This is a genomic window from Pseudomonadales bacterium, from assembly GCA_024234165.1.
Lineage (GTDB): Bacteria > Pseudomonadota > Gammaproteobacteria > Pseudomonadales > UBA5518 > UBA5518.
Genome location: JACKOP010000003.1, coordinates 272,653 through 287,452 on the forward strand (window position 1 = coordinate 272,653; position 14,800 = coordinate 287,452).

Below are 14,800 nucleotides of genomic sequence, written 5' to 3' on the forward strand. Positions count from 1 at the left end.
CGTCTGAACCATGGCTGTACTGCACGCTAGTGGGGTGCGCGCCGGCAGTCAACGCCGGCGTTGACGTGTCGATACCAAGCTGCGACGCTCGGCACGAACCACGCTGCGGAGATCGTACGATGAGCGAATCTCGCCAGGCCTTTCGCGAGCTGCTCGCGCTGCTCGCCGAAATCGATGCCGGCTACGTCGGTGAACCGGATGCGACGAAGAGCGCGCTCGACGTTGCCGACGGGCACCGCCTGCTGCTGCATGGCCTGCAGCGGGCGATCGGTTCGCAACTGGAAGCCGACCCGTACCGGCCGGTGTTTCGCCGGGCGATCACGCCGGTGATGAAGTTCGGGGGTGACAGCCCGGACGCGATCTACCACGAGTGCAATATCGCGAGCGACGGTGCGTACCGCATTCGCGGCAACGTGGCGGGAGCGGTGTACGTGTCGTTTGCGATCCAGAGTGCCGATGCCGGTGGCGAAGGCGTGGGCGGCACGCTGAACAGCGAGGAGTTCGACGTGGGGCCGGACGGCTCCTTCGAACTCCTGCTGATGCCCGACGCCACGCCGGGCGAGCGCAACTGCCTGCGCATACCCGCCGGTGCGCTCGGAATACTCGCGCGTCACTACTACGAGAGCGTGAACTGCGTGATGGGTGAAGCGCAGCGACACGTTCCGCTGCAGATCGACTACCTCGGGGAGCCACGGGCTGGCGCAGAGCCCGATGCCGCGGTGACCAGCGCTGGCATCAGGCGTGTGTCACGGCTGCTGCGCAGCCGCACGCTGGATGAAATGCGTGGCCGTGGCCCGGTGCCGGCATGGGTGTCGCGCGTCCCGAACCAGTTCACCGCAGCGCAGAAACCCGATGCGGGGATGGCGTATGCAGCGCTCGATATCGCCTATGCGATGGCGCCATTCCACGTTCCTGCCGGCAAGGCGCTGGTGATGAGCGGGCGCTTTCCGGTATGCCGTTACGCCGGTGTGGTGCTGTGGACGCGGTTCCGTCAGAGCTTCGACTACCTGCGCCGGCGCGTCTCGCTGAACCGTGCGCAGACTGCGCTCGAGAGTGACGGCAGCTACCGTATCGTGATCGCCGCCGAAGACCCGGGCGTGCCGAACTGGCTGGATACCGGTGGTCGCAGCAGCGGCCTGGTCTACTGGCGATTCCTGTTGCCGCACGAAGCGATCCAGACCCCGCACACCGAACTCGCCGATCTGGCGGCGCTGCGCGGCTGAGGCGGGTGCCGCAAAAGGCGCGTGTCGGTGGGCGAGGTTGGCGCGTGGTGACGCCTTCGCACCGGTGGGACGCCGTGAATGCGTCCTTGCAGGCTCGAGCGCCGCATCCCTGCGGCGCACGCCCCCCGATGCGAAGGCGTCACCACGCGCCTCGTCATGTCGTGCGACACCGTCGCACCGGTGGGACGCCGTGAATGCGTCCTTGCAGGCTCGAGCGCCGGATCCCTGCGGCGCACGCCCCCGATGCGAAGGCGTCACCACGCGCCGCGTCATGTCGTGCGACACCTGCTGACGCCGCCATCCAGCCGCAGGGTGTCGTACCATGCGCGCCGTGTCTGCGAATCGTGAGGATCCCGCCATGCCCCCGCGTCTGCGCACCGCGATCACATTGCCCGGAGCGAGCAGCAGCGTCGCCGACGTGCTGGCGCTGGCGCGCCGAGCCGAGAGCGTTGGCTACGACGATCTGTGGCTGGCCGATGCCGGCGGCATGGATGGCCTGACGCTGGCGGCGCTGCTGGCGCAGAACACCTCGCGTGTGCGCATCGGCATCGCGGTGGTGCCTGCCTACACGCGCACGCCGGCAGTGCTCGCGAGCACGGTGGCGACGATCGCCCAGCTCGCGCCGCAACGCTTCGTGCTGGGACTCGGTACCTCGAGTCACGCGATCATCGAAGGCTGGCACGGGCTCAGGCTGGACAAGCCGCTCGCGCGCATGCGCGAGACGGTACAACTGCTGCGCGGGATACTCGCCGGCGAGAAGACGCATTTCAGTGGCGAGACGCTCAGCAGTCACGGTTATCGCCAGCAGCCGATCGAGGGTGGCGTGCCGATCTACCTGGCAGCGCTTCGCCCACGCATGCTCGAACTCGCCGCCGGGATCGGTGATGGCGTGATCCTGAACCTGTTTCCACGCCAGGCGCTGCCGCGCATCGTCGAGCACATCGCACGCGGGGCATCGGCGGCCGGCAAGGATCCCGCCGAGGTCGAAATCGTCTGTCGTCACCAGGTCGCGGTCAGCGCGGACCCGCAAGCGACGCGGCGCCTGTTCCGGCTGATGTTTGCTTCGTATTACGCCACACCGGTCTACAACCAGTACCTCGCATGGGCGGGATACGAGCAGGCAGCACGCGAGATCCGCGAAGGCTGGGCCGCCGGTGACCGTGAGCGCACCGCGCGCGCGCTCAGCGACGAGCTGATCGACGCGATCGCGATCATCGGCACACCCGAGCAATGCCAGCAGCGTGTGCTCGATCTCGCCGCAGGCGGCATCCACACGCACGTGCTTTCGTGCCTGGGCTTCGATGCGGATCTGATCGAGGCGACGTACCGGGCCTTCGACGCGCAGCATTTCGCTTTCGCGCGCGCCTGATCACCGTGCGTGCTCAGGACGCTGTGTGCCGGTCGCCCTGCGAACCGGCAGCAAGCTCGTGTTCGAGTCGTTGCGCGCGCGCACCCGGCGGCTTCGCGCGTGCGGTGAACCAGTGGTACGCGAGCGGAACCACCAGCAGGCTCAGTGCGGTGGAGACCACGACCCCCGAGATCACCACCACCCCGATCACGTGACGCGTCTCGCTGCCGGCACCGCTGGAGACGACCAGCGGCACCGCTCCCATCACGGTGGTGATCGACGTCATCACGATCGGGCGCAGTCGCAGCGCGGCGGCGTCGAGCAGCGCCTGCTCGCGCGCGAGCCCCTCGGCACGCAACTGGTTCGCGAACTCGACCACCAGAATCCCGTTCTTCGCCGCCAGCCCGACCAGCATGATGATCGCGATCTGGCTGTAGAGGTTCAACGTCTGTCCGCTCAGCCACAGGCCGAGCAGCGCGCCAACCACCGCGAGCGGTACCGTCAGCATCACGATCAGCGGGTCGAGGAAGCTCTCGAACTGCGCCGCCAGCACCAGGTACACCACCAGCAGCGACAGCAGGAAGATCGCGTAGATCGACCGCCCTGCGCTGCGCAGGTCACGCGACTCACCCTTGAGATCGGTAACCGCGCCCGCGGGCAGCAGTTCGCGCGCACTGCGCTCGAGCCACTCGATCGCTTCGCCGAGCGTGTAACCGTTGGCGAGATTCGCCTCGATCGTGATCGCGCGGGTGCGGTTGAAACGGTTCAGCGTGCCGGCGTCGGCGAACTCCTCGAACCGGATCAGGTTCGCCAGCGGGATCAGCGCGCCGCTGGTGGTGGAGCGCACGTGGATGCGCATCAGATCGTTCGCGGTGCGCCGGCTCTCCTCGAGCGCCTCGAGGATCACGTCGTATTCCTCGCCGTTCATCAGCAGCTTGGTCACGCGGCGTGAACCGAGCAGGGTTTCCAGCGTGTGCCCGATTTCCCCGACGCTGACACCCAGGTCGGCCGCACGGTCGCGATCGACGACGACGCGCAGTTGCGGCTTGGTTTCCTTGTAGTCGTGATCGACACCGCTCAGCCCGGGATTGCCCGCGATGCGCTCGAGCATCAGGTCGCGCCAGCGTGCGAGTTCCTCGAAGGTGCCACCGCCGATGACGAACTGCACCGGCTTCTGGAAGCGCCCGCCCAGGCCTTGCGGCATCGTCGGAAACGCCTGCACGCCGGGAACGTCCGCGATGCGCCGGCGGATCTCTTCGACGGTTTCCCACGCCGGGCGCCGTCCGGTGTCCCAGTGCGGCAGGTTGAAGATGCCGAGCGCCTGGCTGTAGATCTCGCTGCGCCCGAAGCCGCCCGGAGCGCGCAAGAGCATGCGTTCGATCTCGCCACGCTCCACCAGCGGCATCAGGCGCTGCTCGATCATGTCGACCTGGCGTTGCGTGTAGTCGTACGAGGAGCCCTCGGGCGCATTCATGAACATGAAGAAGGAGCCGCGGTCCTCGCGTGGCGCGAACTCGATCGGCAGCGCGCGCAACAGCAGTGCGCCTGCAACGCCGACCAGCAGGATCACGAGGAACGCAAGCCAGGGATGGTGCAGCACGCGCGCCAGCAATGTGCGATAGGCATCGCGGGTGCGCGCAAAGGCGCCGTCGTCGGGCTGCAGCGAGCCGTGCGAGCGCAGTATCAGCGAGCACATCGCCGGCGAGAGTGTCAGCGCGGCCAGGCACGAAAACAGCACGGCTGCGGCCATCGCGACCGCGAATTCGCCGAACAGGCGGCCCACGTCGTCCTGCAGGAAGGTGATCGGCACGAACACCGCCACCAGCACCAGCGTGGTCGCAACGACCGCGAAGCCGACCTGGCGCGTGCCACGCCAGGTGGCCACAAGTGCGGTTTCGCCCGCGCGCATGCGCCGGTGTACGTTCTCGAGCACGACGATCGCATCGTCCACCACCAGCCCGATCGCCAGTACCAGCGCGAGCAGCGTCAGCAGGTTGATCGAGTAGCCGAACGCCCACAGCACGATGAAGGTCGCCACCAGCGATACCGGCAGGGTGGCCGCCGGTATCAGCATCGCGCGCGTGTCGCCCAGAAACAGCCAGATCACCGCCACCACCAGCAGCGCGGCGATCAGCAGCGTCTTGTAGACCTCGTGGATCGCGCTTTCGATGAATACCGAGGAGTCGTAACTGCGCAGGATGCGCATCCCCTCGGGCAGCGACGACTGCAGGCGTTCGCGCTCGGCCTTGACCGCGCGCGCCACCGCGAGCGTGTTTGCGGTGCTTTGCTTGATCACGCCGAGACCGACCATCGGCACGCCGTTGGCGCGGAACTGCTTGCGGTTCTCGGCGGCGCCGAGCTCCACCAGTGCGACCTCGCCGAGGCGCACCAGATGGCCGTCGGCGCCCTTGCCGACCATGAGCTGGCGGAAGTCCTCGGCGGTGCGGTAGCCGCGCTCCATGCGCACGACGAAATCGCGTTCGAGCGAGCGCAGTGTGCCGGCCGGCAATTCCAGGTTTTCGCGTGCGAGCGCTGCCTCGACGTCCCTCACGTCCAGAGAACGCGCCGCCAGCGCGTCGTGATCGAGCCAGACGCGCATCGCGTAATCGAGTCCGCCGCTCACATAGATCTGGGCGACGCCGTCGATCACCGCGAAGCGATCGGCGAGCACGCGGTTCGCGTAGTCGGTCAGCTCGAGACGGCTCATGCGGTCCGACACCAGCGACATCCACAGCATCACGGTTCCGGACGAATCCTGCTTGCGGATATCCGGTGCGTCGGCCTCGTTCGGCAGGTCGTCGAGCACGCCCGAGACGCGATCGCGCACGTCGTTCGCTGCGTCGTCGATAGTGCGCTCGAGCGAGAATTCGAGCTGGATCGTCGATACCCCGTCCTCGCTCCTCGAGCTGACCGTGTCCAGCCCGGCGATGCCGGCGATGCGATCCTCGATCGGTTGCGTGATGCGCGTCTCGACCACCGCGGCGGATGCGCCGCGATACGAGGTCTGGATCGTGACGACGGGAAGGTCGATGTCCGGATACTCGCGCAGCGGCAGCAGATCGAACGCGACGGCGCCGAAGGCGAGCAGCAGCAGGCTCAGCACCGTGGCGAGCACGGGCCGGCGCACCGACACGTCCGACAGCATCATGGCGGCGGATCCGTGCCGACGACGCCGAGCAGATCGGCCTGCTCGCCCGGCCGTGCGGTGTTCAGTCCCTCGACGACGATCAGATCACCTTCGGCGAGTCCCGCCAGTATCTCGGCGCTGCCCGCGGTGCGTGCTCCCACCGAAACCTCGCGGCGCAGCAGCCGGTTGCCGTCGTCACGCGCGACCAGCAGCACGAAGTGCGAACGCTGGTGGTGGATGATCGCCTCCTCCGGGACCACGAGCGCATCGCGCGGCCTGCTCTGGATGCGCACCTGCATCAGCATGCCGGGCTTCAGCATGCCGTCCGGGTTGTCGATCCGTGCGCGCGCGGTCAGCGATCGCTCGACCGGATTCAGGCGCGCCTCGGTTGCGGCCACGGTGCCGCTGAACTCGCGCCCTTCGAAGGTGGGGTTCGTGGCGAGCAGTGTGGCTCCGTTGTGCAGCGCGCCGAGCTGTGCGGCAGGCACCGTGAAGTCGAGCTGCAGCGTGCTGATGTCGTCGAGCGTGGTGATCAGCGTGTCCGGGCCGACCAGCGCGCCCGGGCTCACGCGCCGCAATCCGAGCACGCCGTCGAACGGCGCACGCAACGTGCGGTCTGCAAGTGCGGCTTCGGCGCCCGCAAGTCGTGCCCGTGCCACGTCGCGCAGCGTGGCGCGCGCATCGAGTTCGGTACGTGCGACCAGTCTGCGCGCAACCAGATCCTCGATGCGGCGCAGTTCGCGCTCCTGCTCCTGCAGGTTGGCGCGCGCTTCCCCGAGCTGCGCGCGTTCCTCGTCCTGTTCGAGCTCGACCAGCAAGGCGCCGCGGCGTACCGCCTGGCCGTCCTCGAAGTGCAGAGAGCGTACCGTTTCGCTGACTACCGGGCGCAACTCGACCGAGTCCCACGCCGCCGTCGTTCCCAGCGCTTCGACGCGATCCGCAATCTGTGTGCGCTTCACGACGGCAGCACGCACGGCAGGTCGATCCGCCTTGAATACCGGTTCCGGTGCCAGCCGTTCGCGGCCCAGATACCAGCCTCCGCCTACAGCCGCTGCGACACAGAGCAGCATGACGAGCGAGCGCATTGGCTTCACGGCGGGCTATTCCGGAGCGTGGCCGATTGCTGCACGCAGTGTCTCCAGCGCCGGCGCGTACCAGTACGAACCGGAGATCGGTGTGCTGAACTCGGTGAGACGGTCCAGCAGCCCGTCCTCGGAGCGACCGAACATGCGGTCGAGCTGCATCGCGAATACCATGATTTCGCGCGAGAACGCGAGGAAATACAGCCCGTGCTGGCGCAACCCGCCCCACGGCACGCTGCGCCGGTAGATCTTCAGCTCCTCGCCGTCGATATCGATCTCGACGCGCTTCACGTGCGCGGTCGGCGGTGCGTTTTCGAGCTCGATGCTGTCGGCCCGGGTGCGTCCGACCACGGCTTCCTGCTCGGCCTGTGCGAGCCTGCCGAAACGTTCGAGATCGTGTACCCACTGCTGGGTCAGCACGAAGCTGCCGGCAGCCCCGGTCTTGCCGGTGGGAATCAGCGCCGCTGCACGTGCTTCTTCGCCCTGCGGGTTTGCGCTGCCGTCGATGAAGCCGGTGAGATCGCGTGAGTCGAGGTGCCTGAAACCGTGCAGCTCGAGTTCGAGCGTGGCGATGCCCGTGAGTGCGTGCCCGATCGCGAGCGCGCACTGCAGGTTCAGGTCGTGACGCTCGCCGTGCAGCCAGAACAGCAGATCGCCCTGCGTGCCGGGTGCGGTACGGTCCTGTTTGCCGAGAACCGCGTGGAATGCGATGAAGTGATCGGGCACCGCATCCGGCGCGAGGCGCTCCCACGCGTCGCGCCCGAAGGCGAGCAGGACGCTGGTCTCTGCGGGGCGCGCATCGAGGGCGGCGGCCAGTGAACGCTTCAGCGCGCCCTGGTACCAGCCCGGGCGCAGGTGAAACTCGAGGAAGTAGTGGTGCGGCGTATTCTCGCGGAAAATCGCCGGCTGTGGCGTCGGCATCTGCGGGTCTCCGGTGCGCTGGCATTGCATGAGCGAGGGCAAAACTATCACGGTCTGCAGGCACGTGACAGGCCCGCCTCCGTGCTGTACTTGCTGGAATCGCCTCACTAAACTCAGGCCGCCCGCGCGTCATGCGCGTGGCGTGGCGGGCCAGGAAAGATCGTGGATACGCAATTCGAACGAATTCTCGCTGCACTCGGCGACGCGCGCGACGGCGCGTTGTTGCGCTCGATCCGTCGCGGTATCGAGAAGGAAAGCCTGCGCATAACGCCGCAGGGCCGGCTCGCGCAGACGGCGCACCCGCGTGCGCTGGGTTCGGCGCTGACGCATCCATCGATCACGACCGATTACTCGGAAGCGCTGCTCGAGTTCATCACCGGTGCTCACACCGGACTCGCGGACACGCTCGATGAGCTCGATCGCATCCATCGCTACGTGCACACCGGAATCGGTGACGAGCTGCTGTGGGCAGCGAGCATGCCGTGCGTGCTCGAGCGCGACGAGGATATCCCGGTGGCGCGCTACGGCAGCTCGAACGTGGCGCTGATGAAAACCGTCTACCGCATGGGGCTCGGCTGGCGCTACGGCCGCCTGATGCAGACCATCGCAGGCGTGCACTACAACTTCTCGCTGGGCGATGCGTTCTGGGGATGGCTGCACGCGCACACCGCGAGCGAGCTGCCGCTGCGTGATTTCAGGACGGCGCGCTACTTCGGGCTGATCCGCAATTTCCACCGTAACGCGTGGTTGCTCGTCTACCTGTTCGGTGCCTCACCGGCGCTGTGCGCCACGTTCATCGGTGGTCGTTCGCACCGGTTGCAGCCGCTCGGCAACGGCACTCTGCACGCGCCGTTCGGCACGTCGCTGCGCATGGGCGATCTGGGTTACCAGAGCAGCGCGCAGCGCAGCATCGACATCTCGTACAACAGCCTGGACCAGTACGTCGGGGCCCTGCAGCGTGCGATCTGCGAACCGCATCCGGACTACGAGCGCATCGGGGTGCGTGACGGCGATTCGTGGCGGCAACTGAACACCAGCCTGCTGCAGATCGAGAACGAGTTCTACGCGCCGATCCGTCCCAAGCGCATCGCGCGCAGCGGTGAATCGCCCCGGCACGCGCTCGCCGAGCGCGGGGTGGAGTACATCGAGGTTCGCTGTCTCGATCTCGATCCGTTCGAACCGATCGGCATCGCGGCGGAGACGGCACGCTTCCTCGACGCGTTCCTGCTTTGCTGCCTGTTGCAGTCGAGTCCGCCGTCGGATGCCGCAGAGCGGGGTGTCGCGCGCGAGAACCTGCTGGCGGTGGTGGAGCGCGGTCGCGATCCGGCGCTGCGTCTGCGTGCATCCGACGGTCGCGAAACCGGATTGCGCCCGTTCGGCGAAATGTTGTTTGCCGATATCGATGCGGCGGCCGAGCTGCTCGATCGTGCGTATGGCGGCGACGGCTACCGCACCAGCATCACCGCGCAGCGGGAGAAGCTGCGCGATCCCGACGCGACACCGTCGGCGCGCGTGCTGGCGACTCTGCGCCACAGCGGGGAATCGTTTTTCCGCTTCGCGATGGAGCGCTCGCGTGTGCATCATGCACATTTCCTCGCGCGGCCGCTCGACGCGGCATCGGATGCGGAGTTCGCACGCCTCGCGCGCGAGTCGCTCGAGCAACAGGCAGCGCTCGAAACTGCTGACACGTTGCCGTTCGAGCGTTACCTCGCGAACTACTACGCGCGATAGTGCGTACGTGAACCACCTGGCGCATTTCCATCTCGCCGCCGGGTGCGAATTCCTGGTGCTGGGTGCATTGCTCGGCGATTACCTGAAGGGGCCGCTGGATGGAACGCTGCCGCCGGCGCTCGAGCGCGGCGTGCGGCTGCACCGGCGCATCGATGCGCTGACCGACAGCGATGCGGCGTTGCGGCGGCTGCGAAGCCACTTCACGGGTGGCGAACGCCGGCTGGCAGGCATCGTGATCGACGTGTTTCTCGATCACCTGCTTACGCGGCACTGGGAGCGCTTCTCGGCCACGCCGCTACCGGTCTTCGCCGGGGAAGTCTGCACCACGCTCGTGCGCCACCACCAGCGCCTGCCGGTGGCAGCGCAACAGCAGGCGACGCGCATCACGCGGCACGAACTGCTGCAGCGGTACGGTGACGCGGCGGTCGTCGACGGAACGCTGGAGCATATCGGGGAGCGCCTCGGTTGTCCGGGGCAGATGCGCACAACGATCGTGCGGGCGTGGGAGCATATCGACGCCGTGGAGGCAGCGTTCCTGGATTTCTACCCGCGTCTGCAGGCCGTGGCCGCGACGCAGGAGTTTCGGGGCAGCTTCAGCGCTGGGCGATGAACGAAGTGAACAACAGGTCCTGGACCCCGTCGCTCCCCGCCGCGTGCCGTACGGCGCCCAGCGCTTCCAGGCGCAGGGCTTCGCGTTGTTCGGGCGAGTCGAGCGCGTCCGGATCCTGGCGGCTGAACAGCATGATCAGTTCGTGACGCAGTGCGGGCATGTGGTGCTGCACCAGCGACGCCGCTTGCTTGTTGGCACGCAACGACACCTCGATCTTGAGAAACCCGATTCTTCCCGTGCCGCCGACGTTGACCACGAAGGGGGGCGACATCGCGATGTACTCGAAATCGCGAGCCTCCTCTGCGGGTGCTTCCGTGTCCGCAGAACTCGCCAGCGTGGCAACCGGCAGCAGCCACAGCACGAGGAGAAGCAGTCGGCGTGCAAGCAGCATCTGGAAATCCTGGTTGACCGGGGGCGCTAGGATACACGAGGCACGGGCGTGATTGACCGCTGCCGATGCTTCCCCTAGCGTGTGCGCCGGTACAGCGACACTGGAGTTACGATGCTGCCCGCCTGGATTCGCTCCCGCCACGTCTTCCTCGGTGTTTTCATCGTCACTGCGGCAATGATGGGTTTCGGCTTCTGGCTGCAGTACGCGCGCGGCCTCGAACCGTGCCCGCTGTGCATGAGTCAGCGCATCTTCATCGTGCTGCTCGGGCTGACCGGGCTGGCGGCGGCAGTACACGGGCCGCGCCGACTCGGCGTGCGCATCTACAGCGCGTTCGCGGCGCTGCTCTGCGTGGCGGGTGGCTCCATTTCGGCGCGTCACGTCTGGCTGCAGAGCCTGCCACCGGAGCAGGCGCCTGCGTGTGGACCCGATCTTGCGTACATGTTCGACGCCTTCCCGCTGAAGGACGCCTTGCGTCTGCTGTTGCGCGGTGACGGCAACTGTGCCACGGTCGACTGGAGTTTCCTCGGTCTGTCGATACCGGCCTGGACGCTGGCGGCGTTCGCGGGCTTTGCGTTGCTCGTCGCGTGGACTGGCTGGCGCCCGCGAGTGTGAAAATTACAGTTACACCGAAAAGTTGAAGCTGTTCCTCAATAAATCCTTGCTATCCTGCTGAACAAGAAGAATTTTCAAGAATGGCTGCTGGTGCACCGGCAGGGGATGGCAAGGGGGTTCGGGATGAAGAAGAACATCAACCGCAACGGGGATCGCTGGCGTGCCGTCGACGTGTTGTTGCAGCGCTGGCTCGGTGAGCGCCAGCAACTGCTGGGCCTGCTGTGCGAGCTCAGTGGCAGGGCCAGAGGAGGCTTGCGGCGTGCCGAGACACGCCAGATGCTGGATCGCTTCTGCGAGGTGCTGGTCGATTATGTATCGGCAGGGCACTTCGAGATCTACGGCGCCCTGCTCGAGGAAGGCGAGCGTCTGGGTGCGCGCCGCTGCCGCGAGGCAGCCCGCCTCTACGCCAGCATCGTGCCGACGACCGTCGCAGCCCTCGATTTCAACGAGCACTACTTTGGCGGTGGCGCCGGACGCCCCTTGATGGAAGAGCTGTCACGGCTCGGGCAGTTGCTGGCCGAACGTTTCGACCAGGAAGATGCGTTGATCCGGCGGCTGCACATGCCCCGACGCAGGGTCGCCTGAGGCCGTTGGTCGTATTCCCGCAGCGCGCATGGGCGCTGCGCAGGCTGTCGCAAAAGCATCCGGTCGTCGATACGGGCAGCGCGCGACGAAACCTTCACACCGGTGGGACGCCGTCAATGCATCCCTGCCGGCTCGAGCGCCGCGTCCCTGCGGCGCACGCCCCCCCGATGCGAAGGCTGCGCCGCACGCTTCGCAGCGTTTTGCGACGCAGATTGTGCAGATCAAGGCTGCGACGGTTGAAGCAGGCTCACTTCGTGGCGTCGGTTGCTGCCGGTGGTTCGGTCGCTGCCGGCGGTTCGATGCCGAGCAACTCGACATCGAACTTCAACACCGCGTTGGGTCCGATCAGCCCGCCGGCGCCGCCGGGGCCGTAGGCAAGATCGGACGGGATCACCAGTTCCCATTTCGAACCGACCGGCATCAGTTGCAGCGCCTCGACCCAACCCGGAATCACGCCGCTGACCGGGAACGTCACCGGTTCGCCGCGGCGCACCGAGCTGTCGAACTCGGTGCCGTCGAGCAGCGTTCCGGTGTAGTGCACCTTCACGGTGTCGTCGACGCCTGGCTTCGGGCCGGTGCCGGCGGTCAGTATGCGGTACTGCAGTCCGCTTGCCGTCGTGACCACGCCTTCCTTCACGCCGTTCTCCTTCAGGAACGCTTCGCCTTCGCTGGTGTTCTTCGCCGCGAGTTGGGCGTGTTCGGCCTGCATGCGCTCGGTATGCGTCTTCTGCAACTGCTGCATGCCTGCAGCGATCTCGTCCTCGCTCATCGACAGCGAACCGGTGAATCCTTCGCGCACTCCGCGTGCGAGCGCGTCGGCATCCACCTGCAGGCGGTCGTTGCGGAACTGCTGACCCATCGAGGCACCGAGGCTGTAGCCCATGCGCTGCTCGTCGGACGTGAACTGCGCCTTGTCCGGTGTCGCGCCGGCATCGGCGGGTGCTTTCGACTCCTTGCATCCGCCGAGCGCGAGCAGTGCGGCGCAAAGAGCCAGTGGTAAGGCAGCAGAACGGTTCATGCAGATTCCTCGGCGGGATGACGCGCGCGTGCGCGGAAGCGCGGCATCATACATGAGGCGAAGCAGTGCGCATACGCGCTCCCGCGCGCCCGATGCGACGACTTCGCTGCACGCTTCGCCGCGTTTTGCGACCGCCGCTCGACGCCTCGCAGTCGGGTGCCCGCCTCGCCCTGTTGCGGTCGTCGTGAACATGAATGCTATGATTCACGCCGTAATCGCAGTGCGCTGCAAGCAACCGGAGAGCGTGATGGCCAGCAACATCGTCCATGTAACGGATGCCTCATTCGAGCAGGAAGTCCTGAAGTCGCCGTTGCCGGTGCTGGTGGACTACTGGGCGGAGTGGTGCGGTCCGTGCAAGATGATCGCGCCGGTACTGGACGAAATCGCGCGCGATTACGCTGGCCGGGTCACGGTGTGCAAGATGGACGTGGACGCGAACCGGGAGATACCGCTGCGCTATGCGGTTCGCGGTATTCCGACTTTGATGGTGTTCGTCAATGGCGACGTCGCGGCGACCAAGGTCGGTGCAGTATCGCGCTCGCAACTGGCTGCGTTCCTCGACGGGGCAATCGCCTGAGGCCTGAGGATGGTGGCCGGGCAAATGCGTCCGCTGCATCATGGCAGTATCTGTGTCGATGCCTTTTTCCTGTTGAAAACGACCCGCCCGGCTCTGGACTGATGTCGAGAGTGCGTGCTACATTTGCCTCCATTCCAGTGCATTTGTTCGCCCGCTCGTTCCCGGTTCGTCGTTTCCATCTTCGTATCCGCGTCTGGGTCTGACTCTCCGGCGTGATTTCCGGGTTCCCGCGTTCTGCTTTCCGGCGACGCACGGTTCCCATCCTTCCGTACAACCCCACACAACTCTGCCACACATGAATCTGACGGAACTCAAAGCAAAGCCGATCAATGAACTCGTCGAAATGGCCGAGGCCATGGGTATCGAGAACGTCGCACGCTCGCGCAAGCAGGACGTGATCTTCTCCCTGCTCAAACGCCACGCGAAGAGCGGTGAAGACATTTCCGGCGACGGTGTGCTCGAGATCCTCTCCGACGGTTTCGGCTTTCTGCGTTCCGCGGATTCGAGCTATCTCGCCGGCCCCGACGACATCTACGTGTCGCCGAGCCAGATCCGGCGCTTCAACCTGCGTACCGGCGACACGATCTCCGGCAAGATCCGTCCGCCGAAGGACGGCGAGCGCTACTTCGCACTGCTGAAGGTGAGCGACGTCAACTTCTCCGGCTCCGACACCTCGCGCACCAAGGTGCTGTTCGAGAACCTCACGCCGCTGTTCCCGCAGGAGCGGCTGAAGCTCGAGCAGGGCAACGGCAGCAGCCAGGATCTGTCGGGGCGGATCATGGATCTGGTGGCACCGATCGGCAAAGGCCAGCGCGGGCTGATCGTCTCGCCGCCGAAGGCCGGCAAGACGCTGATCCTGCAGAACATCGCGCAGTCGATCGTGCGCAACAACCCCGAGTGCTACGTGATCGTGCTGCTGATCGACGAGCGGCCCGAGGAAGTGACCGACATGGAGCGCTCGGTGCGTGCCGAGGTGGTCGCGAGCACCTTCGACGAACCGCCGGCGCGCCACGTGCAGGTCGCCGAAATGGTGATCGAGAAGGCCAAGCGCCTGGTCGAGCACAAGAAGGACGTGGTGATCCTGCTCGATTCGATCACCCGCCTGGCGCGTGCGTTCAACACCATCGTGCCGTCGTCGGGCAAGGTGCTCACCGGTGGCGTGGATGCCCACGCGCTGGAGCGCCCGAAGCGCTTCTTCGGCACCGCGCGCAACATCGAGGAAGGCGGCAGCCTGACGATCATCGCCACCGCGCTGATCGATACCGGCTCGAAGATGGACGAGGTCATCTACGAGGAGTTCAAGGGCACCGGCAACATGGAGCTGCACCTCGACCGGCGCATCGCCGAAAAGCGCGTGTTTCCCGCGATCAACATCCGCCGTTCCGGCACGCGTCGCGAGGAGCTGCTGACCAGCGACGAGGAGCTGAACCGCATGTGGATCCTGCGCAAGCTCCTGCATTCGATGGAAGACATCGACGCCACCGAGTTCCTGATCGACAAGCTGAAGGACACCAAGACCAACGACGAATTCTTCGCCTCGATGAAGCGCAAGTAGACCGGCGGAGGCGTCGCGCA

At 66.3% G+C, this 14,800-nt stretch carries 13 protein-coding genes; 8 read left to right on the forward strand and 5 right to left on the reverse strand.

The window, feature by feature from the left end; translation table 11 throughout:
* Positions 1-119 precede the first annotated feature (119 nt).
* Both H7A12_10580 and H7A12_10585 read left to right on the forward strand, forming a co-directional pair.
* Positions 120-1,223, forward strand: coding sequence for a DUF1214 domain-containing protein (locus H7A12_10580; protein ID MCP5321256.1), 1,104 nt, complete (start codon positions 120-122; stop codon positions 1,221-1,223).
* A gap of 358 nt (positions 1,224-1,581) precedes the next feature.
* A complete protein-coding gene (locus H7A12_10585) occupies positions 1,582-2,592 on the forward strand; it encodes an LLM class flavin-dependent oxidoreductase (GenBank protein ID MCP5321257.1) in 1,011 nt (336 codons plus the stop codon).
* Positions 2,593-2,605: 13 nt separating this feature from the next.
* Here H7A12_10585 and H7A12_10590 read toward each other — a convergent pair whose 3' ends face one another.
* Genes H7A12_10590 through H7A12_10600 form a run of 3 tightly spaced genes read right to left on the reverse strand, consistent with a single transcriptional unit; the run spans position 2,606 to position 7,701 of the window.
* Positions 2,606-5,719: an efflux RND transporter permease subunit gene (locus H7A12_10590; GenBank protein MCP5321258.1), complete on the reverse strand. Its 3,114-nt coding sequence runs from the start codon at positions 5,717-5,719 to the stop codon at positions 2,606-2,608.
* On the reverse strand, positions 5,716-6,792 hold the full coding sequence (locus H7A12_10595; protein MCP5321259.1) for an efflux RND transporter periplasmic adaptor subunit: 1,077 nt from the start codon (positions 6,790-6,792) through the stop codon (positions 5,716-5,718). Before H7A12_10595 ends, H7A12_10590 begins: the two co-directional genes overlap by 4 nt.
* A gap of 6 nt (positions 6,793-6,798) precedes the next feature.
* A complete protein-coding gene (locus H7A12_10600) occupies positions 6,799-7,701 on the reverse strand; it encodes a Dyp-type peroxidase (GenBank protein MCP5321260.1) in 903 nt (300 codons plus the stop codon).
* Positions 7,702-7,863: 162 nt separating this feature from the next.
* On the opposite strand from H7A12_10600, the gene H7A12_10605 reads away from it, so the two are divergent.
* Positions 7,864-9,432, forward strand: coding sequence for a glutamate--cysteine ligase (locus H7A12_10605; GenBank protein MCP5321261.1), 1,569 nt, complete (start codon positions 7,864-7,866; stop codon positions 9,430-9,432).
* Positions 9,433-9,439: 7 nt separating this feature from the next.
* A complete protein-coding gene (locus H7A12_10610; protein ID MCP5321262.1) occupies positions 9,440-10,042 on the forward strand; it encodes a DUF479 domain-containing protein in 603 nt (200 codons plus the stop codon).
* Here the strand turns inward: H7A12_10610 and H7A12_10615 are convergent.
* The gene (locus H7A12_10615) at positions 10,026-10,433 is read right to left on the reverse strand and encodes a flagellar basal body-associated FliL family protein (protein ID MCP5321263.1); all 408 of its coding nucleotides are present in this window, start codon (positions 10,431-10,433) and stop codon (positions 10,026-10,028) included. The genes H7A12_10610 and H7A12_10615 overlap by 17 nt on opposite strands.
* A 111-nt stretch (positions 10,434-10,544) precedes the next feature.
* On the opposite strand from H7A12_10615, the gene H7A12_10620 reads away from it, so the two are divergent.
* Both H7A12_10620 and H7A12_10625 read left to right on the forward strand, forming a co-directional pair.
* The gene (locus tag H7A12_10620) at positions 10,545-11,045 is read left to right on the forward strand and encodes a disulfide bond formation protein B (GenBank protein MCP5321264.1); all 501 of its coding nucleotides are present in this window, start codon (positions 10,545-10,547) and stop codon (positions 11,043-11,045) included.
* Between the two features lie 123 nt (positions 11,046-11,168).
* The gene (locus H7A12_10625) at positions 11,169-11,630 is read left to right on the forward strand and encodes an Rsd/AlgQ family anti-sigma factor (GenBank protein MCP5321265.1); all 462 of its coding nucleotides are present in this window, start codon (positions 11,169-11,171) and stop codon (positions 11,628-11,630) included.
* 247 nt (positions 11,631-11,877) lie between these two features.
* Here H7A12_10625 and H7A12_10630 read toward each other — a convergent pair whose 3' ends face one another.
* Positions 11,878-12,648, reverse strand: coding sequence for an FKBP-type peptidyl-prolyl cis-trans isomerase (locus H7A12_10630; protein ID MCP5321266.1), 771 nt, complete (start codon positions 12,646-12,648; stop codon positions 11,878-11,880).
* A gap of 247 nt (positions 12,649-12,895) precedes the next feature.
* On the opposite strand from H7A12_10630, the gene trxA reads away from it, so the two are divergent.
* Together trxA and rho are read left to right on the forward strand one after the other, a co-directional pair.
* Positions 12,896-13,225, forward strand: coding sequence for a thioredoxin TrxA (trxA, locus tag H7A12_10635; GenBank protein ID MCP5321267.1), 330 nt, complete (start codon positions 12,896-12,898; stop codon positions 13,223-13,225).
* Positions 13,226-13,520: 295 nt separating this feature from the next.
* Positions 13,521-14,780 (forward strand): transcription termination factor Rho, encoded by a 1,260-nt coding sequence (gene rho, locus H7A12_10640; GenBank protein ID MCP5321268.1) that lies wholly within the window; start codon positions 13,521-13,523, stop codon positions 14,778-14,780.
* The last annotated feature ends 20 nt before the right edge of the window (positions 14,781-14,800 follow it).